The following is a 24,438-nucleotide window of genomic DNA, read 5'->3' as shown; positions in this document are numbered from 1 at the left end:
GCGTCGATCTGGTCATACGCCTTGAAGTCACCGAAATACTTGGTGATCGCAGCCGTCAGCGTCGTCTTGCCGTGGTCAACGTGACCAATCGTCCCGATGTTGACGTGCGGTTTCGTCCGTTCGAATTTTGCTTTTGCCATGAAGGCCTCCTTTGGCGGGGCAGATGGCGTTCCGTTCCCCGTATTTCTATCGGTCGCGGAGATAAATTCAGAATCGGGAAAAATCAAGGGCAGGCAGGCGGGACAGGCGATTCCGACGACGGAGGAACCAAGCGGGGAACCAGAAGCGAAAAATTGCGTTCGTTTTCCGATGCATGCCGCACTCCTTGCGGCATATTCTGCTGGAGGTGGAGAACAGCAATGAGTTTGATGAAATCCCTCGCCCGTGTGGCTGCTGGCGTACTGGTCGCCAAAGGCATGAGCACGATGATGAAGAACCGCACACAGTCGCAGCAGACTGCAGGACGCACCACGTCGCGCCGCAGCGGCGGTGGTCTGCTGGACGAACTGACCCGTGGCAGCCAGTCTCAGGGTGGATCGGGCGGCGGCCTTGGTGACTTGCTCGGCGGCATTCTCGGCGGGAATACATCCTCGGGCGGCGCCGGGACCGGCCGCCGTTACGGCGGGCCGAATTCGACAGGCGCCACGGGTGGCCTGGGCGGTATCCTTGACCAGTTGACGAACGGCGCCCGCGGCGGCTCGTCATCGACATCGGGCGGCGGTCTGGGTGGCATACTCGATCAGTTGACCGGGGGCGCAAAGACCACACGCACCGGACAAAGCGGCGGCGGGATCGGCGACCTTCTGGGTGGCCTGCTTGGCGGGGCAGCGGCTGGATCGCTGGCGAACAAGGGTGCGCAGCAACAGAATGATGCGTCTTTCGGTGAACTGCTGAACGACTCGCTCAGCAATGGCGGAGAGCCAGAGGTCGCGCCGACGCCCGAACAGAATGCAGTCGCCGGGCTTATGCTGCGTGCGATGATCCAGGCAGCAAAGGCCGATGGCAAGATCGACGATGCCGAGAAAGAGCGCCTGATGGGCCAGCTCGGCGATCTGGACGACGAAGAGCGCCAGTTCATCCGCGAACAGATGGCCGCACCGGTCGACGCAAAGGCCCTGGCCAGCGACGTGCCGGATGGGCTTGGCCCGCAGGTCTATCTGATGTCGGTCATGGCAATCGACTTCGACAGTCAGGAAGAGGCGCAGTACCTGCACCAGCTTGCGCAGGCGCTTGGCATCCAGCCGCAGACGATCAACCAGATCCACGAAAAGATCGGCGTCCAGAACCTGTATAGCTGACAAAAAGATCGCTGCCCGGCCCCTTGCCGGGCAGCGTATGTGTTTGTGAAATCAGACCTTTGGGTTAAGCTACCCGCAGGCACGTCTCATCCGCGATATAACGCGCTGATTTTAGGGAAAATTCAACTTTTGATCCAATAGGAGAATCCGATGCGCCAGCTTATCCTCGCAAGTGCGATTGCGATAATTCCCTCCATCACCCTTGCCGACGCCGCAGAAGACGCGATCGAGGCGCGCGAGGGGTATATGAAGATGCTCCAGATCAATATGGGCACGCTTGCAGGCATGGCCAAAGGTGAGATCGACTACGACGCCGAGGCCGCGACCACTGCGGGCAACAACATTGAAACGCTCAGCAACTATACGCTGCCTGCCCTGTTCATCGAGGGTACTTCACCCGATGACGGGGTCGAGACCGAGGCATTGCCAGCAATCTGGGAAAACAGCGAGGATTTTGCGACCAAGTTCGCCGGACTGCAGGAAGCTGCAACTGGCGCGGGTGCGGCTGCCGGCGGTGGGCAGGAAGCACTTGGTCCGCTGTTGCAGAAGCTGGGCGGGGCCTGCAAAGCCTGCCACGACGATTACCGCAAAGACTGACACATGGCGGAAAAGCCCGCGACCCGAGTCGTAAAGCTTTGGGACCCGCTGCTGCGCGGGTTCCACTGGCTTCTGGCATTTTTCGTGATTTCTGCGTGGTTGCTTGGAAACTATGGCCCCACCAGCATGAAGTGGCATTTCTGGTGCGGCTATGCGGTCACGTTCCTACTGGGCTTCCGCTTGATCTGGGGGTTTATCGGCCCGGCCCCGGCACGATTTTCGCATTTCCTGCGCGGGCCCGCCTCCATCCGCAGATACATGAGCCATATGTTCCTGCGCGAGCCGAGCTATTGGCCCGGCCACAACCCGCTTGGCGCGCTGTCGGTCATTGCCATGCTGGCCGCACTGGTCGCGCAGGTGCTGACCGGGATGATGTCGGAATCCGAAAACTTCGTCGATGCCGGACCGCTGGCCGGCTATGTCAGTTCGGCCACGAGCGACGCGGCGAAGAACTATCACGAATTTGGCGCTAACCTTCTGCTGATCCTTGTGCTGCTGCACATCGCGGTAATCGTGTTTTACCGGGTCTGGAAACGCGAGGATCTGGTCGGCCCGATGGTGCATGGCCGCAAGCAGGTGCGCGACGAATGACCTCGCGGAACCGTGAGTTTGTGCGAATCGCGGTTCATGCGACGCTTGCTGCGGAAGCCTAGGGCAATCCCTTACGGCTTCATGACGCCCGGACGTGCAACAATCACGAAAGGAGCATGCATGACCAAGCTATACGCGGCACTCGCCGCAGCGACACTGACACTCGCAGCGATACCGGCATCGGCCGATTGCGCGGGTAAGCCGCATGACCAGACAGCAACCACGACGCCGCCAGAACCGGTGATCGTTCCGCCCAAGACAAACGTCTGAGGCGGTGGCGTTCCGGTCTTGCCGGGACAAGCAAGATTAAGCGGCGCGGGCATCCCCCGCGCCCTTTCTTGTCAGTTGAATTTGTTATCGCGCGGGAATCCGCGCGGGGCCATGCGCCCTGCGCTCGCGCGCTTTCCAAGCCATTCCGTCAGATCAGGCTCTGTTCTGGTGCGGCCGCCGCTTTCCTGCCAGCGCAGACCTTCGGCCAGCGTAAGGCAGATCGCGTCTGACAGCCCACCATCCTTGAACTTCTGCAAGCGGACACCCTTGCCCCGGCCCATCTCTGGCAGTTCGTCAAGCGGGAAGACAAGCATCTTTCGGTTCTCGCCCACTGTCGCCACATGATCCCCGGCGACCGAGCGGCACAAAAGCGCCTCGCCGTTCAGCACCTGCTTGCCCGACTTCGTCTGCGCCAGAATGTCGGCGGCGTTCACCACGAAACCGTCCCCTGCTTTCGACGCCAGCAGGTATTTCAAGCCTTCGCGCCATTGGAACAGATCAATGATCGCCGCATCATTCGGCAAGTCGACCATCAGGCGAACCGGTTCGCCCAGCCCTCGACCGCCGGGCAGATCGTTTGCCGACAGCGTATAGAACCGCCCGTTAGAGCCGAACATCATCAGCTTGTCGGTCGTCTCGGCATGGAGCGCCATATACGGACCGTCCCCATCGCGGAACTTTACCTCGGCATCCAGCGGCTGGTGGCCCTTCATCGCCCTGATCCAGCCCATCCTGGACAGGATCACGGTGATTGGTTCACGCTCGATCATGGCGTCCAGGTCCAGCGGCTGCACATCAACCGATGCCGTGATCTCGGTCCGGCGCATCCCGCCGTCAACTGACTTCCCGAACTGGCTGCGCACCTCTCGCAGTTCTTCGGTGATGCGCGACCATTGCAGACCCTCGTCGGCGACAAGCGCGTGCAGCCCCTTCTGCTCGGCCAGAAGATTGTCACGTTCGGCGCGCAGCTCCATTTCCTCTAGCTTGCGCAAGGCACGCAGGCGCATGTTCAGGATCGCTTCAGCCTGCACCTCGTTCAGAAAGACGCCCCCACCCCAATCCTCGGCCAGCAGCCCTGCCTTGGGGTCATCATCGTTGCGGATGATCTCGATCACACGGTCGAGGTTCAGGAACGCGATGATATAGCCCTCCAGCACCTCCAGCCGGGCAGCGATCTTGCCCAGCCTGAAGTTCGACCGGCGCAGAAGCACGTCGCGGCGATGGTCGAGGAAGGCGCGCAGAACCTCCTTCAGCGAACATACCTTGGGCACGCGACCGTCGATCAGAACATTCATGTTCATGCCGAACCGGATTTCGAGGTCGGAGGCCCGGAACAAGGCTGCCATCAATTGCCCCGGATCAACACCACGGGTCTTCGGTTCCAGCACAATGCGCACATCTTCGGCGGATTCATCGCGGACATCAGCCAGGATCGGCATTTTTTTGGTCTGGATCAGCTCTGCCAGACGCTCGATCAACCTGGATTTCTGCACCTGATAGGGAATTTCGGTGACGACGATCTGCCACGTGCCGCGGCCAAGATCCTCCTGCGTCCACCGGGCGCGCAAGCGCAGGCTTCCGCGCCCGGTCCGATAAACCTCGCGAAGCGTCTCTGCATCTTCGACAAGGACACCGCCAGTCGGAAAGTCCGGGCCCTGCACGAAATTCATCAAGGTGTCGTCGCGCGCATCCGGCGTTTTGATCAGATGCAGGCAGGCGTCGATCACCTCGTGCAGATTATGCGGCGGGATATTGGTCGCCATGCCAACCGCAATGCCCGAAGCGCCGTTGCAGAGCAGGTTGGGGAAGGCTGCCGGCAGCACGACAGGCTCGGTCAGGGTGCCGTCGTAATTGGGGCGGAACTCTACCGAATCCTCCGCCAGACCCTGCATCAGCGCATCGCCCGGATTGGCCAGACGCGCCTCGGTATAGCGCGAGGCCGCCGGGCTGTCGCCGTCGATATTGCCGAAGTTCCCCTGCCCGTCGACCAGCGGATACCGCATCGCAAAATCCTGCGCGAGACGCGCCATCGCGTCGTAGATCGCCGCATCGCCGTGGGGATGGTAATTGCCCATGACATCGCCCGAAATCTTCGCCGACTTGCGGAAAGGTCCGTTCGGTGCCAGCCGCAATTCGCGCATGGCGTAAAGGATGCGGCGATGGACGGGCTTCAAGCCGTCGCGCGCATCGGGAAGCGCCCGGTTCATGATGGTCGAGAGCGCATAGGTCAGATAGCGCTCTCCGATCGCGCGCGACAACGGTTCGGAGCTGAGGTTTTCGGGTTCGTCGGGAAGCGTATCGTCAGACATGAACCGGATTTAGGCCCTGCTTGTGCTTCGGTCCAGTCGGAAATTTCGGCGCGCGCGCCCTAATGGCGGAACGTCGCGCTTGCCAGATGCGTTGCCACGGCGTATCGCCACGCAGCCCTGTGGCGCAGGACGAGGCGAATGCAAGGTATGGTATGTTCAAGCTGATATTTCTGACGCTGCTCGGGTTGGCCGCAGTCTTTACGATCTTCGGCGACGGGGAGGGTCGGCGGGTCGAGCCCCCAAAGCCCCAGATTTCTGCGCCCGCGGATATCGTACCTGCAGACATTGAACCCGCCGTTTCCGCAGAAACGGTTCAGCAGACGCCAGAAAAGGTCGAGAAATTTCCCGGCCCGCCGCTGCGCCCCTCGCCCGAGCATGCAGGAGAGACGCCGGCAGAAGATCTTGCCGAAGCGCCAACCGATACGCTTTACGTCACAGGAAATTCGGTGAATTTTCGCGCAGGACCAACCACCTCTGACGCGGTCGTGGGCCGGCTGACACGCGGAGAGCGTGTCACGGCCATAGGCCTGCGAAATGGCGACTGGGTCGAGATCCGGGACGATAGCGGTCGCTCCGGTTTCATGTCGGCGCAATTCCTGTCTGCGGAACGACCCTAAAGCGCGTTGACGATCGCGGCAAAATGCTCGCCGCGCTTCTCGAAATTCGGATATTGATCAAAGCTCGCGGCTGCCGGTGCAAGCAGCACCGTCTCGCCCGGTTCCGCCTCGGCATGGGCGCGGGCGACGGCGGCTTCCATCGTATCGACGACCTCATGGGGGGTATCGCCCAGTTGCAGCGCGAAATCGCGCGCGGAATGCCCGATCAGATAGGCTTTGACGACCTCGCCCAGATGATCCTGAAGCGCTGCGATACCGCCGTCTTTTCCAAGACCCCCGGCAATCCAGCGGATGCGTTTGAACGCGTGCAACGCCTGTTCGGCAGCGTCGATATTCGTGGCCTTGGAATCGTTGACATATCGCACCCCGTTCAGCTCGCGCACGGTCTGACTGCGATGTGGCAGCCCGGCAAAGCTGTGGAAAGCGGTCTCTATATCGCGCGGCGCGATGCCGACGGCGCGGCAGGCCGCATAGGCGGCGCAGGCATTCTGATGATTATGCGCGCCCGGAAGCCCGCCGATCTCTCGCAGGTCAAGCGAGGCGACCTGTCGCCCCTTGCGATATTCGCTGAGAAACCCCTTCTTCGCGAAAACCGCCCATCCGAACCCGTCCAGCTTCTGGCCTGATGAGACCCGTATCACCCGATCATCACCCGGTCCCTGCCCCATCTGATTGGCCAGATAGCGGCCCTCGACCTCGTCCACGCCGATCACGCAGCGATCCGGTCCGCCTTCCGAAAACAGCCGCCGCTTGGCCGCGAAATATCCGCCAGGGCCGCCATGCCGGTCCAGATGGTCCGGCGACAGGTTGGTGAAGACGGCCACATCCGGCGTCAGCGCGCGCGCGAGGTCGGTCTGATAGCTGGAGAGCTCGATCACCACGACCTCGCCGTCATGGGCGGGATCGAGCGACAGAACCCCGGTCCCGATATTCCCGCCCATCTGCGTGGGCCGGCCCACCGACTGCAGGATGTGATGGATCAGCGCCGTGGTGGTGGATTTCCCGTTCGAGCCGGTAACGGTAATGACCCTCGGCATCGTGTCGAATTCGTCCCAATCCCGCGTCGCGAAGCTGCGGAAGAACAGCCCGATGTCATTGTCGACCGGAATGCCCTTCTCCAAAGCCTTGGCGATGACCGGGTTCGGGTTCGGGTAAAGATGCGGAATGCCGGGCGAGGTGATCAACGTCGCTATGCCCGTCCAAGCGTCATCGCGCGTCAGATCACGGACCTCCAGCCCCTCCGCCTCTGCCTGCGCCCGTGCCTCCTGCCCGTCATCCCAGACAACAACCTGCGCCCCGCCCGCCTGCAACGCGGCGGCGGTGGCCTTGCCGGAACGGCCGAGGCCCAGAACGGCGATTGTCTGATCGGTGACGCCTTGGACGGGGATCATGAATTAACGAGAACGTAGATGGCACACCCGGCGACACCAAAATATGTGACTGATGCCAGAACAGCGATTGCCGCCCTCACGAAGGGAACCAGTCCGGTATTGCTCACCTTCGCTTGCTCCTCACCGTGAACTCCCGGATTGCCAAAAAGGTAGTTGTACTGCTCCAACTGCCTAACACCCAGAAATGCTGTTAGAAGAGTGAAAACAATTCCTACAATGATATCTAGAGGCCCCCACCATGTAAGGTCTCCCGGCTTAAAAAACGCAGCGGCCAAGACTGCTGTGGCAGAACCGGAAAGAGCAGTCTCAACGATATTTCCGACGAGCCCCGTCTTCCCGTCTAAGAGTCTATAGTTTTTGGGCTTTGACAGGTCAAAGTTCATAGATCTCATCCTCTTAAATTACCTCAACTTCAGCGTCGACAACCCGATCAGCGCCAGCACAAGCGCAATGATCCAGAAGCGGATCACGATCTGGCTTTCCTTCCAGCCCTTCTTCTCGAAATGGTGGTGGATCGGGGCCATCAGGAAGACGCGTTTGCCGGTGCGCTTGAAATACAGCACCTGAATGATGACCGACAGCGCTTCGACCACGAACAGGCCGCCGACGATGGCCAGCACGATCTCGTGCTTCGTGACCACGGCCATTGCGCCGAGCGCGCCGCCAAGCGCCAGCGAGCCGGTGTCGCCCATGAAAACGGCGGCGGGGGGCGCGTTATACCACAGGAAGCCAAGGCCGCCGCCGATCAGGGCCGCGACGAAGATCACCAGCTCTCCCGTGCCCGGAACGCGGTGAACGCCCAGATAATCGGCAAAGGTGGCGCTGCCCACGGCGTAGGAGATGATCGCGAAGGTTGCGGCCGCGATCATCACCGGCATGATCGCCAGACCGTCAAGCCCATCCGTCAGGTTCACGGCATTTGCGGCACCGACAATCACGATCATCGCGAAGGGAACGAAGAACACCGACAAATTCAGCAGCAGATCCTTGAACAGCGGGAAGGCGAGCCGCCCAGAAAGCTCTGCCGGGTGCAGATACATGGTCCAGACCGCCGCCAGCAGCGCCAGCCCAAGCCCTAGCGCCATTCGGATGCGGCCCGGCACGCCCTTGGTGTTATGTTTCGAGACTTTCGCGTAATCGTCGGCGAAGCCGATCGCCGCATAGCCATAAGTCACTATCAGCACGATCCAGACATAGCCGCTGGACAGCCGCGCCCAAAGCAGCGTGCCGACCAGCAGCGCCGACAGGATCAGGATACCGCCCATCGTTGGCGTGCCAGCCTTCACAAAATGGCCCTCGGGCCCGTCATCACGGATCGGCTGGCCCTTTTTCTGCTGGCGGCGCAGCACGTCGATCAGAGGTTTGCCGAACATGAAGGCGAAGATCAGCGCGGTAAAAAACGCCCCTCCGGCGCGGAAGGTGATGTATTGGAACAGGTTGAATACGCCCTGTCCGCCTGTCAGGTCATAAAGCCAGTAGAGCATATGTCACGTCCCCGTTGCCGTGGCCGTGTCCCCGGCCTTTCGCAGCGCCTGAACGACGCGGCTGATGTAAGAGCTTTTGGAGCCCTTGATCAGCACCGTATCGCCCTCTTGAACCAATTCGTCCACCCGGCTTGCCAGATCATCGGCGGATTCCGACCAGATGCCGCGCTTCGCCTCTGGCAGCGCATCATAAAGGTTGCGCATCAGCGGGCCTGCGGCGTGGACCAGATCGACCGACGCCATGACCGGATCGGCGGCAAGGGCGCGGTGCTGTTCGGCCTCGTCCGGGCCAAGTTCAAGCATATCTCCCAGAATCGCGACGCGACGCTGCGCAGGCAAGCGTGACAGCGTGCCCAGCCCCGCGCGCATGGAATTCGGGTTGGCATTGAACGCATCGTCGATCAGGCGGATTCCGCCCAGTTGTTCGACCGCACCGCGTCCCTGCGGCGGAAGCCAGTCGCCAAGGCCCTTCGCGGCCTCGATCACATCGGCACCGATGGCACTGACCGTCGCCAGAACGCCCATCGCATTTTCCGCAAAATGCGGGCCGACCGAGCGCAGCGTGAAATTTATCGGCTTGCCCGACAGCGTGCCACGAAGTTGCAGCGTTTCACCTTCGGGCTGAGAAGAAAGAAGCCTCGCCTCTCCTTCAGGGCCGAAGGACAGGATCGGCGCACCGACATCATCTGCAGCCTGACGTAAAATCGCTGTGGTCGACAGCCCGGTCGGGATAATTGCCGCCCCCGCCGGAACCAGCCCCTGAAAGATCGCGGCCTTTTCATGCGCAATGCCGTCGATATGGCCAAATGCACCGATATGAGCGGGTGCGATTGTGGTAATCAGCGCCGCATGGGGCCGCGCCATTTTCGACAGGGGCGCGATTTCGCCTGGATTGCTCATCCCGATCTCGATGATCGCGAAATCGGTATCGGCGGGCATCCGCGCCAGCGTCAGGGGCACACCCCAGTGGTTGTTATAAGAGGCCTCGGCGGCATGAACGCGGCCCTGCTTTGCCAGCGCCGCGCGCAGCATTTCCTTGGTCGAGGTCTTGCCGACCGATCCGGTGACGCCAATCACCTTGCCGTTCATGCGCGCCCGCCCTGCACGGCCAAGCGCCTCCAACCCGTCCAGCACGTCGTCGACGATAAGCAGGGGCGCATCGTCCGCCACCCCGTCAGGCACATGGCTGACCAGTGCGGCCGCCGCACCCTTTTCCAGCGCCTGCGCCACGAAATCGTGCCCGTCGCGGACATCCTTCAGCGCAACGAAAAGATCGCCTTGCCTGATCGTGCGCGTGTCGATGCTGACCCCATTGGCCTGCCAGTCGCGCGTCGCATTGCCGCCGGTCGCCGCTACGGCATCTTCCGAAGTCCAAAGCGTCATCAGATTTTTCCATCCAGTGCAGCGACCGCGACCGAAGCCTGTTCGGCATCGTCAAAGGGAAACACGTCGCTGCCGACGATCTGGCCCGTTTCGTGCCCCTTGCCTGCGATCAGCAGCGCATCGCCAGGCTGGAGCGCGTCGACGCCGCGCAGGATGGCCTCGGCCCTGTCGCCGATCTCGACCGCGTCCTTGCCAGCGCCGGCCATGACTTCGGCGCGGATCGACGCGGGATCTTCGGTCCGGGGGTTGTCATCGGTGACGAAAACCACATCCGCGAAATCGCGCGCGGCCTGCCCCATCAGCGGGCGCTTGCCCTTGTCGCGGTCGCCGCCTGCGCCAAGAACAACGATGATCCGTCCCATCACATGCGGGCGAAGCGATTGCAGCGCGGCGATCACGGCACCAGGCTTGTGCGCGTAATCGACGAAAGCCACGGCACCATTATCGCGCTGCGCGACAAGCTGCATCCGGCCGCGCACGGTTTCGAGATGCGGCAGGGTGGCGAGCACTTCTGACGCATCGCAGCCAGACGCAATGGCCAGCCCCGCAGCGGCAAGCACGTTTTCGGCCTGAAAGCCGCCGATCAGGTTCAGGCGCACCATTTGCGTGGCGCCCCTGTAACTGAAGCGAAGCTCTTGTCCTGTCGCATCGTAACGCTGGCCAAGGATACGAAAGTCGCAATCGTCGCCCGACCCGATGGTTGTCAGAACCTCGTCCCGCTCTCGCGCGATATCGGCCATCTGGCGCCCACGCTCGCTGTCGACATTGATGACAGCGCCGTCGCCGGAATCCAGAATGTGGTTAAAAAGCAGCGCCTTGGCGGCGAAATATTCGTCAAAGCCTGCGTGATAGTCCAGATGGTCCTGGCTGAAATTCGTGAATGCCCCGGCCATGATCCGAACCCCGTCAAGGCGGCGCTGATCGAGCCCGTGGCTGGACGCCTCCATCGCGACATTGGTCACGCCTGCCTCGGCTGCGGCGGCAAGGATGCGGTGCAATGTCACGGGTTCCGGCGTAGTATGGGCCAGCTTCGCCTCGTAATCGCCCTGAACGCCCATCGTGCCAAGGCTGATCGCCTTCAGCCCAAGCGATTGCCAGATCTGCCGCGTAAAATTCGCGACCGAGGTCTTGCCCGAGGTGCCGGTCACAGCCACGATTCGTTCAGGCTGACGGCCGAACCACAATGCCGCAGCCCCGGCAAGCGCCTGACGCGGATCTTCCGCAACCACAAGCGCGCCGTCCCAGCCACGCAGTTCATTCGCAGCCAGCGCCGCGCCCGCCGCATCCGTAAGGATCGCCCCGGCATCCATGCGCAGCGCATATTGAATAAACTCTCCGCCATGGATCGCCGATCCGGGCAGGGCCGCGAACATGTGGCCGGGCTTGACCGTGCGGCTGTCGACCGAAATGCCGGTAATGTTCGGGTCTCGCCCGCCGATTGCGCTCAGACCCAACTGGGACAGCCGCTTGCCCGCTTCGCTCATGCTTGCCTCGTCACTGGTTCGCGGCGACCTTTACCTTGTTTTTGGGTGGCGCTTCAATGTCGGGAAGCGGCTTCACACCAACCGGACGCAGCCCGAGAATAGGGGCGAGCCGGCTGATGACATCCGCCGCGACCGGAACAGCCGTCGCCCCCGCGACCCGTGACTCGCCACCGCCAAGCTGACCTGTCGGTTCGTCGAGCGTCACGACGAGCACGTATTTCGGATCATCATAGGGAAAGACCGAAGCGAAATTGGCGACGACCTTGTTATCGTAGTAGCCACCGCCCGGACGAGGCTTGTCGGCGGTGCCGGTCTTGCCGGCAATCTCGTATCCCTCGACATTCCCGGCGCGTGCGGTGCCGCGCTTCACGACCTCTCGCAGCATGGCAAGCGCGAGGCTCGCAGCCTGTTCGGACACCACGCGCTCGCCCGCCGCGCGCTTCTTTCCATGAACCAGCGTCGGCGTCACCTTGCGCCCGCCATTGGCAAGCGTCGCATACGCCGCGGCAAGGTGCAGCGGGCTGGCCGCAAGGCCGTGCCCGAAGCTGACCGTGGCCGAGGTCACGGCAGGCCAGCGGGCCGGAACGATGGGCTTGCCGGTCGGGGCCTCGACCATCTCTATCGTGGTCGGTGCAAAGAAACCGAGCTTTTCAAGAAACGCCTTCTGACGCTCGACCCCGATCATCTGCGCGATCCGCACGGTGCCCACGTTCGAGGACTTCACGATGATGTCGGCCACCGAAAGGCTCGGGCCGTAATTGTGATAGTCGTTGATGCTGTATTTGCCGATCTTCATCGGCGTCGTCGAATTGATATGCGTGTTCGGATTTACCAGCTTCAGGTCCATCGCCTGCGCGACCGGGAAAATCTTGAAGGTCGAGCCGAGTTCGTATTGCCCCTGCACCGCCCGGTTGAAAAGCGGGCTGTCGGACGGATCGCCCTTCAGTGCCGGACGCGGGCGGTCATTTGGGTCAAAGTCGGGCAGGCTTGCCATCGCCACGATTTCGCCAGTGCCGATCTCCATCAGGATGCCGGCGGCACCTTTTGCATTCATGCGGCGCATGCCGGATGACAGCACCTCCTCCATCGCCGATTGCGCCGTCAGGTCGATCGAAAGCGTCAGCGGCGCGCCCTCGTTTGCGGGATTACGCAGCCAACCGTCAAACGCCTTTTCCACGCCCGCCGTGCCGATCACCTCGGCCGAGTTGACGCCTTCGGCGCCGAAAGCTGACCCGCCCAGGATATGGCTCGCGATCCGGCCATTGGGATAAAGCCGCATCTCGCGCGGGCCGAAAAGCAGCCCCGGCTCGCCGATATCGTGAACCGCCTGCATCTGTTCCGGGCTGAGCTTCTTTTTCACCCACAGGAACTTGCGCTTCGGATCGGTGAAATCCTTGACGAGCCTCTCATGATCCAGATCGGGGAAAATCTTTGCCAAAGCGTCGGCCGCGCGCTTGCCATCGACCATCTGGTTCGGCTGCGCATAAAGGCTGTGGGTCAGCATGTTCGTCGCCAGCACACGGCCCCGGCGGTCGGTGATATCGGCGCGCTGGCTGATGATCTGCGCGCCCGTTGCCTGCGCGCGCGGCTCGGCCGGATCGGACGCGGCAAGCGCACCCATGCGGAACCCGACCAGCCCGAACGCCGCGACGAAACCCAGCGCCATGAAGACAAGCCGCCCCTCTGCGCGTTTTCGGGCACGGTCCTGAATCTCGGCATGTCGTTCGGCGCGGTTCTCGGCCTCGATCACGTCGGGGTCCTGACCCGTTTCACGGGCGCGAAGAATGCGGGCCAGCGGGCGCAGCGGTTTCCGGATCATCATTGGGACTCCTGCTCGGAAGGGGTCGGGTCATCGTCAGTGATCGCGCCCTCGGTCGGGGGCACGAAGTTTTCGGGCCGGCGCGGCGGGTATTTCACCGGGGGCGGCGGATAATTGATCTTGGCGCTGTCAACGAACTGGTCCGAGGTAATCGGCCCGAGGTTCAGCTTGTCAGCATTCAGCTGAACCAGTTCGCGCAGCCGCTCGGGGCGGTTCAGATAGGCCCATTCGGCACGCAGCACGACAAGCTGCTCTCGCAGACCCGCGATTTCGCGCTGCACGTCTTCCATTTCGCTGAGCGAGTCCTGGGTGCGATAGTTCTCGCGGTAGGCCCAGAAAGCCAGGGACATCACCACCATCGCGATCAGCAGGTAAAGGATCGACCTCATCGACGCCCGCCTTTCTGCGGCAATCGCGGCAGCGCAATGGCATCGCGGTCGAGTGGGCGCGGCGGCGCTTCGGTGCGGAGCCCGACGCGCAGAAAAGCGCTGCGGGCGCGCGGGTTGACGGCAAGCTCGGCTTCATCCGCACCTGTTGCGCGGCGGTTGGGCTGCGTGAAGGTTGGCGCATCGACGATTTCGGCGGGCGCGTGGCGCGACCCACCGCCCGCGGTTGCCGAGCGTGACTGCAGGAAGCGCTTCACGACTCGGTCTTCCAGAGAGTGAAAGCTGACGACCGCCAGCTTTCCGCCGGGCAGGAGCGCCCGCTCCGCCGCCGCCAGACCTTCGGCCAGTTGACCGAACTCGTCATTTACCCAAATCCGAATGGCCTGAAAGCTGCGCGTCGCAGGGTGACTTTGTCCCGGCTTGGCGCGGGGCAACTGACTGGCCACCACCTCGGCCAGTTGCGCAGTGGTTTCCAGCGGCCGTGCAGCGACAATCGCCTTTGCAATGCGGCGAGAAGCGCGCTCCTCGCCATAATGATACAGCACATCCGCGATCTCGGTTTCATCAGCGCTGTTCAGCAGATCGGCCGCGCTCGGTCCATCATCGCTCATGCGCATGTCCAGCGGGCCTTCGCGCAGGAAGGAAAAGCCGCGCTCCGCCTGATCGAGCTGCATCGAGCTGACGCCAAGATCAAGCACCACACCATCGACAGGCGCAACGGCCAGCCGGTCCATATCGGAAAACGTACCCTCGATCAGTTGCAGCCGGTCCCCGTATTGGCCGGCCCATTCCGCAGCCATGTCGAAAACACGCGGATCGCGGTCTATGGCAATGACCTTGTCGGCACCGGCATCCAGCAGACGCCGTGTATAACCTCCGGCGCCGAAGGTGCCGTCTATCCACGTCCCGCCCACCGGCTCGACCGCCCGAATCAACGGGTCGATAAGAACCGGGATGTGAGGATCGGTGGAATTTGTGTCGGGCGTGGCCATCGCCTAGCCCTCCGGCCCTTCGGGGGCCTGCGCCCCGGACAGGAAGCTGCGCGGGTCGAAATCTTCGGGGAAGCGCGACATGAACGCCTCCAGCGAGCCACTGGATTCGGAATAGTTCGCCGGGCTCCAGACTTCGATGAAGTCACCCTTGGAGGTAAAGAAAGCCTCGTTATCCAGTCCGATCTTGTCGCGCAGCTTCTGGGGCAGAACCAGACGGCCGTCTGTATCGATCTCGGCCTCGGTGGCCATCCCGTTCATCAGGGTTTCAAGCCACAACCGCTCGTCAGAGCCGCGCGGAAGCTGGTCGATTTCCTCATCGATCCGGTCGGCGGCCGCGACGGTATAGAATTCAAGCTTCTTCCAGCTTTCCGGGCCATAAACGACGATCATGCGGGCACGTTCGGAGGGGTTCCAATCAGGATCGCCGGCTTCGAAGATACGGCGAAAGCGGGCCGGGATCGACATGCGACCCTTGCCATCCACCTTGACCTCTTCAGAGCCTCTGAACTTGCGCGCCACCGGCAAGCCTTTCCTTCGATCCTGTGCCTCCCTTCCGGCCCCTGCCGGAAAAGAAAGGCGGACCGGGCCGCTGCCACTGCCCGATCCGCCGCCCTCGTTCCCATTTCTGGGTCCCGCTCGTTGGCGGGCGCGGTCCCTGGTGCCACCTTGGGGGAGGTGCTGCTCGCACATGCGGGACCGTCGTGTTCGGAGCTGGGTGCCTGTATGAAGCCTGCTATCGCCTTCAGGGTCTTGAGCGCCCTTTGAGCCCGTCTCCGTGTTTTCTGTGATGACATGGGAATTCATGGGACGCAATGGAAAAGAATGGGCGATACCTGCGTGATCGTGCGTGAGCGGGCGTGAACAAGCTAAGAACATTCAAATTCGCCCACAGATCATGGGGCAGGTATAGAAGACAAATGCCACAAATTGACTAAATGTAGTGCGTCGAGCAGTGCTTCCACCAAATCCCGGATAATCCCAAAAAACTTTGCCAAGGCTGCATCCGGCGCATCAAGGCGCGTGGAAATTCGCCCATCCTGTCCCGAATCACGGACCCTCACGCCACGGTGATTCGGGATTGCCCGCTCTCATTCCCGCAGTTTCCCAGCCTGTTTTCTGGTCTTCGCCGTATTCCCATGCATTCCCGGATGCGCCGCCGTCGGTCGGCACCGAGTGCAAGGCCGCAATAAAAAGCTGCGCAAGCCCGCGTCGGGGCCTGAAGGAACCACCCACCTACAGTGTAGCCATGTATGGCAGTCAGCCAGATGAGCCCGCCAGCATGCGCGCGATCCTTCGCCGCGCAGCGTCCCATCTGCGTCAGCAAACAAGAATCCGACGCGATTCGCGGTTCGGATCGACGCGGAAACGGGACCGGCGAACGAGGATCGCGAGTCTTTTCGACGCTGGCGCGCAGAAAAAAGACTGGCCGATGCCGTTCAAGGGAATTCTCGTTGTGACGCAACGTCACAAGAAACTCGACCGATCTTATGCGGGATTTATCGGCAGTCGCTGAATCGAGGCCGTCAAAACCTGTCCAAAAGGTCAAAAATTACTAGCGCTAACAACAGAAGTCTTAAAATTCATGTAACAAATCCGTCACGTTATCGGGCGGCAGAAGCAGCGCAATGCATTTGCTGCATGGCAGCATTGAGGGAATGATCGTTGTGCAAGCGCAGCATTCGGGCCATCTTCATCCCAACGGCGCGGATGACCGCACCGACCGAAACAACTGAAGATGAAGCGATAGAAAAATGGCCGCGACGAACATTCTGACCCAACCCGCCCGCAAAGAGCGCGCTGCCGGCACCGGCATCATGGGGCTGATCGTGCGCTTGCAGGAAGCCCGCGCACGCCGTGCCGTGTATCGCCAGACCGTGTCCGAACTGTCCAACCTGTCGAACCGTGAACTGGACGATCTTGGCCTGCACCGCAGCATGATTACCCGGATCGCAACCGAAGCAGCCTGGGGCAAGTAAGAACAGAATACCCGACCCTCCCTCCTCCCTGGGTCCGGGTTAAGGTGGCGCCTCCCCTCCTCCTCCCTGGAGGCGCCACCGACCAGATACGACAACACCCTCTCCTCCTCCCTTGGGTTTTGTCGGTGTAGCGGCGGTTCCCGCCTCCTCCTCCCTGCGGGGACGCCGCTCAACACGATACGCTGGCCCCTCCTCCTCCCTGGGCTGGTGTAAGCGATGCAGGCGCCTCCTCCCTGCCTGTGTCGCAACCTATACGCGGACCCCTCCTCCTCCCTGGGTTCGCGTCGCGCGATGCAGGCTCTCCTCCTCCCTGCCTGCGTCGCAACCCATACGCGGCCCCTCCTCCTCCCTGGGCCAGCGTTGATGCGGCGGCACCCCTCCTCCTCCCTGGGTGCCGCCGCTTTTCTTTTCAGACAGGCTGCGGGATAAGGGCTGATGTTGTCGTATCAGCACATCTATCACGCCGGAAATGCGGCGGATCTGCATAAGCACGCGCTGCTGGCGTGGATGCTTAACTATCTGACGATGAAAGAAAAACCTTTCACCTATATCGAGACGCATGCCGGGCGCGGTCTGTATGATCTAAGCTCGGCAGAGGCACTGAAGACGGCCGAGGCCGCATCAGGGATCGGACGGGCCGAGGCTGACGGCTGGCTGGCGGCGGATCATCCGCTGATGCAGGCTTTGGCCTGGGTGCGTGCCGGTTATGGCGACGAGGCTTATCCCGGCTCGCCCTTGATTTCGCAGTATTTTATCCGCGAAAGTGACAGCATGCACCTGGCTGAACTGCATCCGGGCGAGCATGCGGCGCTGGCGCGTGTGGCGGATGAGGCGAAGCTTTACCGGCAGGACGGGTTCCAGATGGCCCGCGCGGTGACGCCGCCGACGCCCCGCCGCGGGCTTATGCTGATTGATCCAAGCTATGAGGTGAAGGCGGATTACACCGAAATTCCCCATTTTATTCAGGATATTGCGCGTAAATGGAATGTCGGCATCCTGACGCTCTGGTATCCGCTCCTGAGCGATGGGCGGCAGCAGGCGATGGTTGAAAAGCTGCGCAACACCTTCCCGGAAGCGCTGCTGTCAGAGGTTCGGTTTCCGCCTGCAAGGCCGGGTCACGGGATGGTCGGGTCGGGCATGTTCGTCGTGAACCCACCTTGGGGGCTGGATGCCGAGGCGGCGCGGATCGAGGCGCTGTTTCGCCGATGAGAGGGGCGAAAACCGCGCATATTTCACGTAAATAACCCGTCGATAATCCGTATATATCCCGTATATACGCCCGGCCGCCGACCGATCAGCCTTATCTTGCAGGGGGCTTTCCGTCTGCGTCGAGGATCATTTCGCCGTCTTCCTTGAACAGCGGACCTTTCGGCGGACTGTCGAGCAGATCCAGAACCGCCTCGGACGGCCGGCACAGCCGGACACCGCGCGACGTGCATACAATCGGGCGGTTGACCAGAACCGGGTGTGCGACCATCGCGTCAAGCAGGGCGTCATCGCTGACATCCGGGTCGGTCAGCCCAAGATCCTGCGCCGGCGATTTCGAGACGCGCAGCGCCTGCGCCGGCGTCAGGCCGGCGGCGGCGAACAGGCCCTGCAGCTGCGGGCGGGTCCAACCGGTTTTCAGGTACTCGATAACGACCGGCTCTGCCCCCGAGGCGCGAATGATCGCCAGAACATTGCGCGAGGTGCCGCAATCGGGGTTGTGATGGATGACAATGCTCATGCGGGCGTCCTTTCTGCAAACAGCCAGCGGCAGGCGGGAACCGCAATCGCGGCGCCGGCGAGCTGGGCCGCCACAAAGGCCGGAAGGTCGATCGGGCGAATGCCGGAAAACGTATCGGTCAGTGCGCGGGCAATCGCGACGGCGGGATTGGCGAAGCTGGTCGAGGCCGTGAACCAGTAGGCTGCCGTGATATACAGCCCCACAAGCGCCGGAATGGCGGCAGGGTTCGCACGCAGCCCCGCAAGGATGGTGGCAACGAGGCCGAATGTGGCGATGATCTCGGCCAGAAACTGATCCGGCCCGCTGCGAACCGTCTGGCTGATCTGAAGAAGCGGCAGATCGAACATGGCATGGGCCAATATGGCACCGGCAATCCCACCCGCGATCTGCGCCAGCGCGTATTGCACGGCATGCCGCGCCGAGATGTCGCCGCGCAACGCGAAGGCCAGCGTCACCGCCGGATTGAAATGCGCCCCGGATACCGGCCCGAGAAGTGTAATCAGCACATAGAGGATCGCGCCGGTCGGGATGGTATTGCCAAGCAGCGCAAGCGCCGTGTCATCCGTCAAGGCATCGGCCATGATCCCAGAGCCGATGACGGTGCAGACCAGAAAGCCCGTGCCGATCGCTTCGGCCACGAGGTTTCTGGAAAAGGGTTCAGCAGCAGGCACGTACGGTTTCCTTCGGCGCGGGGGCGCAGCACTGAAACGCGCCGTCGCAGCATTCGACCTGACCGGCGCAGCAGTCTTCCAGAAGATAGCCCATCAGTCCGCACATGCCGTCCATATCGGCAAAATAGCGGATGGTGCGGCCTTCGCGCTGTGATTTTACCAGCCCGGATTTGGCAAGAATCGACAGATGCGTCGAAAGCGTATTCTGCACAATGCCAAGGCTTTCGCTGATCTCGCCCGCTGCCATGCCCTTGTCCCCGGCGCGAACCAGAAGCCGGATGGTATCGAGGCGGCTTTCCTGACCAAGTGCTGACAGGGCGGAAAGTGCGTGCTGCTGGTCCATACGTTTCCCGTCCAATGATTCGATATATCCCGATTAGTCGAATTATATGCACTGGATAGGCGCTGCAGGCAATAAAAAACCCCCGGCGCAATGGCCGGGGGTCTTTTGATCTTGTCAGGGCTGGATCAAGCCGCGGCGAGGTTGCGCAGCACGTAATGCAGCACGCCGCCGTTCTTCAGGTAGTCGATCTCGACCTCGGTATCGATCCGGGCCTTGAGCTTGATCGTCTCCTCGGTGCCGTCGGCGCGCTTGATCTTGGCATCGACGATCTGCAGCGGCTTCACATCGCCCAGACCTTCGATGGTGATTTCCTCATCACCTTTCAGGTTCAGCGATTTGCGGGTCTGGCCGTCGGTGAACTCGAACGGGATGACGCCCATGCCGACGAGGTTCGAGCGGTGGATACGTTCGAAGCTTTCGGCGATGACCGCCTTGACGCCCAGAAGGTTGGTGCCCTTGGCCGCCCAGTCGCGCGAGGAACCAGCGCCGTATTGCTCGCCCCCGATGATGACCAACGGCGTGCCCTGCGCTTCGTATTCCATCGCGGCGTCATAGATCGCTTCCTGATCGCCCTTCGGCCCCTTGGTATAGCCGCCTTCGACGCCGTCCAGCATCTCGTTCTTGATGCGGATATTGGCGAAGGTGCCGCGCATCATGATTTCGTGGTTGCCGCGGCGCGAGCCGTAGCTGTTGAAATCCTTCGGCGGAACCTGACGTTCGGTCAGGTATTTGCCTGCCGGGGTCGAGGGCTTGAACGAACCGGCCGGAGAGATGTGGTCGGTCGTGATCATGTCGCCCAGCATGGCCAGCACGCGCGCACCTTTGATGTCGGCAATCTCGCCCGGCTGCTGCGACATACCCTGGAAGTAAGGCGGGTTCTGGATATAGGTCGAGGTCGGCGGCCAGTCGTAGACCTCGTTATCCGTCGTCTCGACCGCCTGCCAGCGCTCGTCGCCCTTGAACACGTCGGCATATTTTTCCTGGAACATCTCGCGCGTGACGACCTTGTCGACCATCTCGGCCACTTCTTTCGAGCTCGGCCAGATGTCTTTCAGGAAGACCGGCTTGCCGTCCTTGTCGTAGGCGAGCGGTTCGCTGGACAGGTCGATATTCATGTCGCCCGCGATCGCATAGGCCACGACCAGCGGCGGCGAGGCCAGATAGTTCGCGCGCACATCGGGCGAAATCCGGCCTTCGAAGTTCCGGTTGCCGGACAGCACGGCGGTCGCGATCAGGTCGTTATCGTTGATCGCCTTCGAGATCGGGGCATCCAGCGGGCCGGAATTGCCGATGCAGGTGGTGCAGCCGAAGCCGACCAGATCGAAGCCGAGCGCGTCGAGATCTTCCTGAAGGCCGGCGGCTTTCAGATAGGCTTCGACGACCTGCGATCCGGGCGCGAGCGAGGTTTTCACCCAGGGCTTGCGGTTCAGGCCAAGCGCACGGGCCTTGCGGGCGACCAGACCGGCGGCCATCAGCACATAGGGGTTCGAGGTGTTGGTGCAGGACGTAATGGCCGCGATCACGACCGATCCGTCATGCAGCTTGTAATCCTCGCCTTCGACGGACGCTTCGTGGAAGCCGTCCAGATGACCCGGCAGGTGGTCCGGTTCCGGCGCCCCGCCATCGGCGTTCCAGGTCTTTTCTTCGCGGCGCGTCGGCTCTTTCAGCTTGCGGTTGCCGCTGACATATTTGCCGAATTCATAGGCCGCATCGGTCAGCGCGACATGATCCTGCGGGCGCGAGGGGCCCGAGATCGCGGGCACGACGGTGCTTTGATCCAGTTCCAGCGTCGAGGTATAGATCGGGGCATAATCGGCGTCGCGCCAGAAGCCGTTTTCCTTGGCATAGGCTTCGACAAGCGCGATGCGGTCCTCATCCCGGCCGGTCTGGCGCAGATAGCGCAGCGTTTCGGCATCGACCGGGAAGAAGCCGCAGGTGGCGCCGTATTCGGGGGCCATGTTGGCGATGGTCGCGCGGTCGGCCAGCGGCATGTGGTCAAGCCCGTCGCCGTAGAATTCGACGAACTTGTTCACAACGCCATGTTCGCGCAGCATCTGCACGACTTTCAGCACCAGGTCGGTCGCCGTCACGCCTTCGGTCAGCGCGCCGGTGATCTTGAAGCCCACGACCTCGGGGATCAGCATGGAGATCGGCTGGCCCAGCATCGCGGCCTCGGCCTCGATCCCGCCGACGCCCCAGCCCAGAACGGCAAGGCCGTTCACCATCGTGGTGTGGCTGTCCGTGCCGACCAGCGTGTCGGGGTAAGCGACTTCGCGGCCGTTCTGGTCCTTGTCGGTCCAGACGGTCTGCGCCAGATATTCCAGGTTCACCTGATGGCAGATGCCGGTGCCGGGCGGCACGACGCGGAAGTTGTTGAACGCCGACTGACCCCATTTCAGGAAGGTGTAGCGTTCGATATTGCGTTCGTATTCGCGTTCGACGTTATAGGCAAAGGCGCGGGGCGTGCCGAATTCGTCAACCATGACCGAATGGTCGATGACCAGATCGACCGGGTTCAGTGGGTTGATCTTCTGCGCATCGCCACCCAGCGCGGTGATACCGTCACGCATCGCGGCAAGGTCGACAACGGCGGGAACGCCGGTGAAGTCCTGCATCAGGACGCGGGCCGGGCGATAGGCGATCTCGCGTGGGTTCTTGCCGCCTTTTTCCGCCCATTCGGCGAAGGCCTTGATGTCGTCGACAGACACGGTCCGGCCGTCATCTTCGAAGCGCAGCATGTTTTCCAGCACCACTTTCAGCGCGGCGGGCAGCCTGGAAAAATCGCCGAGTCCGGCTTCGGTGGCGGCGGGGATGGAATAGTAATCGACGCTTTGACCGGCGGCTTCTAGCGTGCGGCGGGTCTTGGCGGTGTCGGTTCCGGTAACGATCGGCATGGGGGCCTCCCTGTCGGTTGGATGGGTTCGGCGGTCGGTTCGCGCCTGAGATGCCCCATTCGGAGAGTCGTTTCAAGTGGGCGGGGCACAGTTTGTATGCGAATGTATACCAAACACGCGCTTGTTGCACAAGGGCAACGCGGCGCGGGCGCGTTCGGCGTCACGGTGCGTTGATTTGGGTTTTCGACCGCTATGACCTATCACCCAATTCGTTCGGGAAAGGCAGCGATGACGAAAACCAGACAGATAACGGCAGCACTGACGGCTTTGGCCCTTCTTGGCCTGCCGGCTTCTGCCGAGGGTCCGTCATCCGCCACGCGAAACGGCTTTACAGGTGGCGATTTCGGCACGCACTCACTGTCGCAGGAAAGCCGCGACGCATCGCATTACGACGACATGATGGACGATGTCGAGGCCGTCATCGACGCGATGGAGGGCGCGCATGACGAAGGCGTCGGCCGCTATGATGCCGCCCCTGCCGATGCACCGTCGCAATCCTTCGTTGCCGAAAATAACGCCAATCTTCGCAAGACAATGCCGGCCGGGCCGCACAGCCCGTCGCCCGTGGTCGTCGAATTGTTCACCGCGCAGGGCTGCGGCGGCTGCCCGCCCGCCGATGATCTGCTGGCCGATCTTTCCGGGCAGTCCAACATCCTCGCGCTCAGCTGGCATGTCGATTACTGGGACTATCTCGGCTGGCCGGACAGTTTCGCACGGCCAGAATTCACCGCGCGCCAGAAGGGTTATAACCTGGCGCGCGGGGCACGTTCGCTGTTCACGCCGCAATTCATCATCGGGGGCGAGGTCGCGATTGCGCGCCCGCAACCCGGAGAGCTGATGTCGGCGATCAAGCGCGAAATGGCCGAGGGCGACCACCTGTCGATCACCCGCAAGCAGGACGGCGCGCGGGTCGAGATCGAGCTGGCCCCGCGCGGCCCCCTGCCCCCCGTCATTGCCGTGCAACTTGTGCGCTATCTGCCCGAGCGCAGCATAGAGGTCGAGGACGGCGAGAATGACGGTCGCAGGCTGACGCTGCGGAATGTCGTGGCGGCGAGCGACGTTCTGGCGACCTGGGACGGCAAGGCGCCGTTGCGTCTGAACGTGACGCTTGGCGCGGGCAAGGCCGCCGATCTGCCCGGCGACACCCGCCACGCGCTGATCGTGCAGCGCATGCGGGATGGCCGCCCCGGCGAGATCTTCGCGGCACTGACGCTGGACTGACGCGCAGAGCCACGCTTTCGCGGCGGATGATCGCGGGCTCTGGACTGTTTCTGCGCGCGGGTCCATCAGTGCGGCATGACCGAATGGATCAACCAGATTTCCGGCACGCCAGAGGGCGCGCGCATCGCCTCGATGCTGGCGCTGTCGGCGGCATTCCTGCACGCCGTTTTCGGGGCGCTTCAGAAAGGCCGTCACGATCCCTGGATCAGCCGCGCGGCAATCGACATGGCCGTTGTCATTCTGGCGCTGCCGGTGGCGCTGTTTCTGGTGCCCTGGCCAAAGCCTTACATGTGGCCGATCTTTGCCGGGATGATGGCGATTCATATCGGCTATAAATGGTCGCAGGCACAGACATATCAGCGCGGTGCCTATACGGTCGTCTATCCGGTCGTGCGCGGGACCGGGCCGCTGGTTACGGTGGTCATGGCCAGCATCGTGTTCGGCGAGCGCTACAACCTGACACAATGGCTGGGCGTCGCGACGCTGGTGGCGGGAATCCTCGGGCTGGCGCTTTACAATTATCGCAAGCTGGATGTGGGCCGCGAGACGCTTGTTCCGGCGCTGATCTGGGCCGGCATCACAGGCGTCTTTGTCGCCGCCTACACGACCTATGACGCATGGGGCATCCGCCAGTCGCCCGATCCCTTTACGTTTCTGGCATGGTTCTTCCTGCTTGACGGTCTGTTCATGCCGGTTTTTGCACGGCGCCGCCTGCGCGCGCTTCCCGCATCCGAATGGAAGGGCCTCGCGCTGCGCGGCGTCATCGGCGCATTCGTCGCCTTTGCAAGCTTCGGTTCGATCATGATGGCCACACGTATCGACGAGGTCGGACGCGCCGCTGTGCTGAGAGAGACCTCGACCGTCTTTGCAGCCCTTGTCGGATGGCTCGTCCTGGGCGAAAAGGTGGGCCCGCGCCGGGTGGCGCTGATGGCGCTGATCGCCCTTGGCGCTGTCATCATGGAATTCGGCGCAAGGTAAGGAGAGGC

Annotated in this window: 24 protein-coding genes; 9 read left to right on the top strand and 15 right to left on the bottom strand. The window is 62.3% G+C overall.

Translation table 11 applies throughout. The features are described 5' to 3' along the window. Positions 1–140, bottom strand: a 140-nt coding sequence (locus FQV27_RS08280) for a GTP-binding protein (RefSeq protein WP_246133049.1), incomplete at its 3' end; no start/stop codon positions are given. 219 nt (positions 141–359) lie between these two features. On the opposite strand from FQV27_RS08280, the gene FQV27_RS08275 reads away from it, so the two are divergent. From FQV27_RS08275 to FQV27_RS18855, 4 genes are all read left to right on the top strand, one after another. After that, a complete protein-coding gene (locus tag FQV27_RS08275) occupies positions 360–1,298 on the top strand; it encodes a tellurite resistance TerB family protein (protein ID WP_147097372.1) in 939 nt (312 codons plus the stop codon). A gap of 150 nt (positions 1,299–1,448) precedes the next feature. Then, on the top strand, positions 1,449–1,895 hold the full coding sequence (locus tag FQV27_RS08270; RefSeq protein ID WP_147097371.1) for a c-type cytochrome: 447 nt from the start codon (positions 1,449–1,451) through the stop codon (positions 1,893–1,895). 3 nt (positions 1,896–1,898) lie between these two features. After that, positions 1,899–2,486 carry a cytochrome b/b6 domain-containing protein gene (locus tag FQV27_RS08265; protein WP_147097370.1) on the top strand — a complete coding sequence of 196 codons (588 nt, stop codon included), beginning with the start codon at positions 1,899–1,901 and terminating at the stop codon, positions 2,484–2,486. A gap of 120 nt (positions 2,487–2,606) precedes the next feature. After that, positions 2,607–2,756 (top strand): hypothetical protein, encoded by a 150-nt coding sequence (locus FQV27_RS18855; RefSeq protein WP_186827257.1) that lies wholly within the window; start codon positions 2,607–2,609, stop codon positions 2,754–2,756. 71 nt (positions 2,757–2,827) lie between these two features. Here the strand turns inward: FQV27_RS18855 and parC are convergent, their stop codons facing one another. Next, complete coding sequence (parC, locus tag FQV27_RS08260; protein ID WP_147097369.1) at positions 2,828–5,065, bottom strand: DNA topoisomerase IV subunit A; 2,238 nt, start codon at positions 5,063–5,065, stop codon at positions 2,828–2,830. A gap of 152 nt (positions 5,066–5,217) precedes the next feature. Here parC and FQV27_RS08255 point away from each other — a divergent pair, with 152 nt between their 5' ends. Continuing rightward, complete coding sequence (locus tag FQV27_RS08255; RefSeq protein WP_186827256.1) at positions 5,218–5,682, top strand: SH3 domain-containing protein; 465 nt, start codon at positions 5,218–5,220, stop codon at positions 5,680–5,682. On the opposite strand, the gene murD is transcribed toward FQV27_RS08255, so the two are convergent. From murD to mraZ, 9 genes are read right to left on the bottom strand one after another with little or no spacing between them, the layout of a single operon-like run. Then, positions 5,679–7,073 carry a UDP-N-acetylmuramoyl-L-alanine--D-glutamate ligase gene (gene murD / locus FQV27_RS08250; protein ID WP_147097367.1) on the bottom strand — a complete coding sequence of 465 codons (1,395 nt, stop codon included), beginning with the start codon at positions 7,071–7,073 and terminating at the stop codon, positions 5,679–5,681. The two genes, FQV27_RS08255 and murD, sit on opposite strands and share 4 nt — an antisense overlap. Beyond that, positions 7,070–7,456 carry a hypothetical protein gene (locus tag FQV27_RS08245; protein ID WP_147097366.1) on the bottom strand — a complete coding sequence of 129 codons (387 nt, stop codon included), beginning with the start codon at positions 7,454–7,456 and terminating at the stop codon, positions 7,070–7,072. Before FQV27_RS08245 ends, murD begins: the two co-directional genes overlap by 4 nt. 18 nt (positions 7,457–7,474) lie before the next feature. Continuing rightward, positions 7,475–8,557: a phospho-N-acetylmuramoyl-pentapeptide-transferase gene (gene mraY / locus FQV27_RS08240; RefSeq protein ID WP_147097365.1), complete on the bottom strand. Its 1,083-nt coding sequence runs from the start codon at positions 8,555–8,557 to the stop codon at positions 7,475–7,477. Positions 8,558–8,560: 3 nt separating this feature from the next. Further along, positions 8,561–9,940, bottom strand: a complete 1,380-nt coding sequence (locus FQV27_RS08235) for a UDP-N-acetylmuramoyl-tripeptide--D-alanyl-D-alanine ligase (RefSeq protein WP_147097364.1) — start codon at positions 9,938–9,940, stop codon at positions 8,561–8,563. Further along, positions 9,940–11,424: a UDP-N-acetylmuramoyl-L-alanyl-D-glutamate--2,6-diaminopimelate ligase gene (locus FQV27_RS08230; protein ID WP_147097363.1), complete on the bottom strand. Its 1,485-nt coding sequence runs from the start codon at positions 11,422–11,424 to the stop codon at positions 9,940–9,942. Before FQV27_RS08230 ends, FQV27_RS08235 begins: the two co-directional genes overlap by 1 nt. A 10-nt stretch (positions 11,425–11,434) precedes the next feature. Further along, positions 11,435–13,243 (bottom strand): peptidoglycan D,D-transpeptidase FtsI family protein, encoded by a 1,809-nt coding sequence (locus tag FQV27_RS08225; RefSeq protein ID WP_147097436.1) that lies wholly within the window; start codon positions 13,241–13,243, stop codon positions 11,435–11,437. Continuing rightward, positions 13,243–13,632, bottom strand: coding sequence for a cell division protein FtsL (gene ftsL, locus FQV27_RS08220; protein ID WP_147097362.1), 390 nt, complete (start codon positions 13,630–13,632; stop codon positions 13,243–13,245). The genes FQV27_RS08225 and ftsL overlap by 1 nt, the downstream gene beginning before the upstream one ends. Continuing rightward, positions 13,629–14,621, bottom strand: coding sequence for a 16S rRNA (cytosine(1402)-N(4))-methyltransferase RsmH (gene rsmH / locus FQV27_RS08215; RefSeq protein ID WP_147097361.1), 993 nt, complete (start codon positions 14,619–14,621; stop codon positions 13,629–13,631). The genes ftsL and rsmH overlap by 4 nt, the downstream gene beginning before the upstream one ends. 3 nt (positions 14,622–14,624) lie before the next feature. Beyond that, entirely contained in the window at positions 14,625–15,140 is a 516-nt protein-coding gene (gene mraZ / locus FQV27_RS08210; RefSeq protein ID WP_147097360.1) for a division/cell wall cluster transcriptional repressor MraZ, read from the bottom strand. A gap of 1,295 nt (positions 15,141–16,435) precedes the next feature. Between mraZ and FQV27_RS08205 the strand changes: the two genes are divergently transcribed. Together FQV27_RS08205 and FQV27_RS08200 are read left to right on the top strand one after the other, a co-directional pair. Beyond that, positions 16,436–16,597 carry a DUF1127 domain-containing protein gene (locus FQV27_RS08205; RefSeq protein ID WP_246133048.1) on the top strand — a complete coding sequence of 54 codons (162 nt, stop codon included), beginning with the start codon at positions 16,436–16,438 and terminating at the stop codon, positions 16,595–16,597. Between the two features lie 435 nt (positions 16,598–17,032). After that, positions 17,033–17,806 carry a 23S rRNA (adenine(2030)-N(6))-methyltransferase RlmJ gene (locus FQV27_RS08200; RefSeq protein ID WP_147097358.1) on the top strand — a complete coding sequence of 258 codons (774 nt, stop codon included), beginning with the start codon at positions 17,033–17,035 and terminating at the stop codon, positions 17,804–17,806. A 91-nt stretch (positions 17,807–17,897) separates the two neighbouring features. Here the strand turns inward: FQV27_RS08200 and arsC are convergent, their stop codons facing one another. The 4 genes from arsC to acnA form a co-directional block, all read right to left on the bottom strand. After that, positions 17,898–18,323 carry an arsenate reductase (glutaredoxin) gene (arsC, locus tag FQV27_RS08195; protein WP_147097357.1) on the bottom strand — a complete coding sequence of 142 codons (426 nt, stop codon included), beginning with the start codon at positions 18,321–18,323 and terminating at the stop codon, positions 17,898–17,900. Continuing rightward, the gene (locus FQV27_RS08190) at positions 18,320–18,994 is read right to left on the bottom strand and encodes an aquaporin (protein ID WP_147097356.1); all 675 of its coding nucleotides are present in this window, start codon (positions 18,992–18,994) and stop codon (positions 18,320–18,322) included. The genes arsC and FQV27_RS08190 overlap by 4 nt, the downstream gene beginning before the upstream one ends. Further along, positions 18,981–19,337: an ArsR/SmtB family transcription factor gene (locus FQV27_RS08185; protein WP_147097355.1), complete on the bottom strand. Its 357-nt coding sequence runs from the start codon at positions 19,335–19,337 to the stop codon at positions 18,981–18,983. The genes FQV27_RS08190 and FQV27_RS08185 overlap by 14 nt, the downstream gene beginning before the upstream one ends. Before the next feature lie 125 nt (positions 19,338–19,462). After that, complete coding sequence (gene acnA, locus FQV27_RS08180) at positions 19,463–22,231, bottom strand: aconitate hydratase AcnA (RefSeq protein WP_147097354.1); 2,769 nt, start codon at positions 22,229–22,231, stop codon at positions 19,463–19,465. Positions 22,232–22,459: 228 nt separating this feature from the next. Here acnA and FQV27_RS08175 point away from each other — a divergent pair, with 228 nt between their 5' ends. Then, positions 22,460–23,452 carry a DUF1223 domain-containing protein gene (locus FQV27_RS08175; RefSeq protein WP_186827255.1) on the top strand — a complete coding sequence of 331 codons (993 nt, stop codon included), beginning with the start codon at positions 22,460–22,462 and terminating at the stop codon, positions 23,450–23,452. A gap of 75 nt (positions 23,453–23,527) precedes the next feature. Then, on the top strand, positions 23,528–24,430 hold the full coding sequence (locus FQV27_RS08170) for an EamA family transporter (protein WP_147097352.1): 903 nt from the start codon (positions 23,528–23,530) through the stop codon (positions 24,428–24,430). Positions 24,431–24,438: the final 8 nt, after the last annotated feature.

This window comes from Paracoccus aurantiacus (genome assembly GCF_007993065.1).
GTDB lineage: Bacteria > Pseudomonadota > Alphaproteobacteria > Rhodobacterales > Rhodobacteraceae > Paracoccus > Paracoccus aurantiacus.
This window is presented reverse-complemented; position numbering and strand designations above follow the sequence as displayed.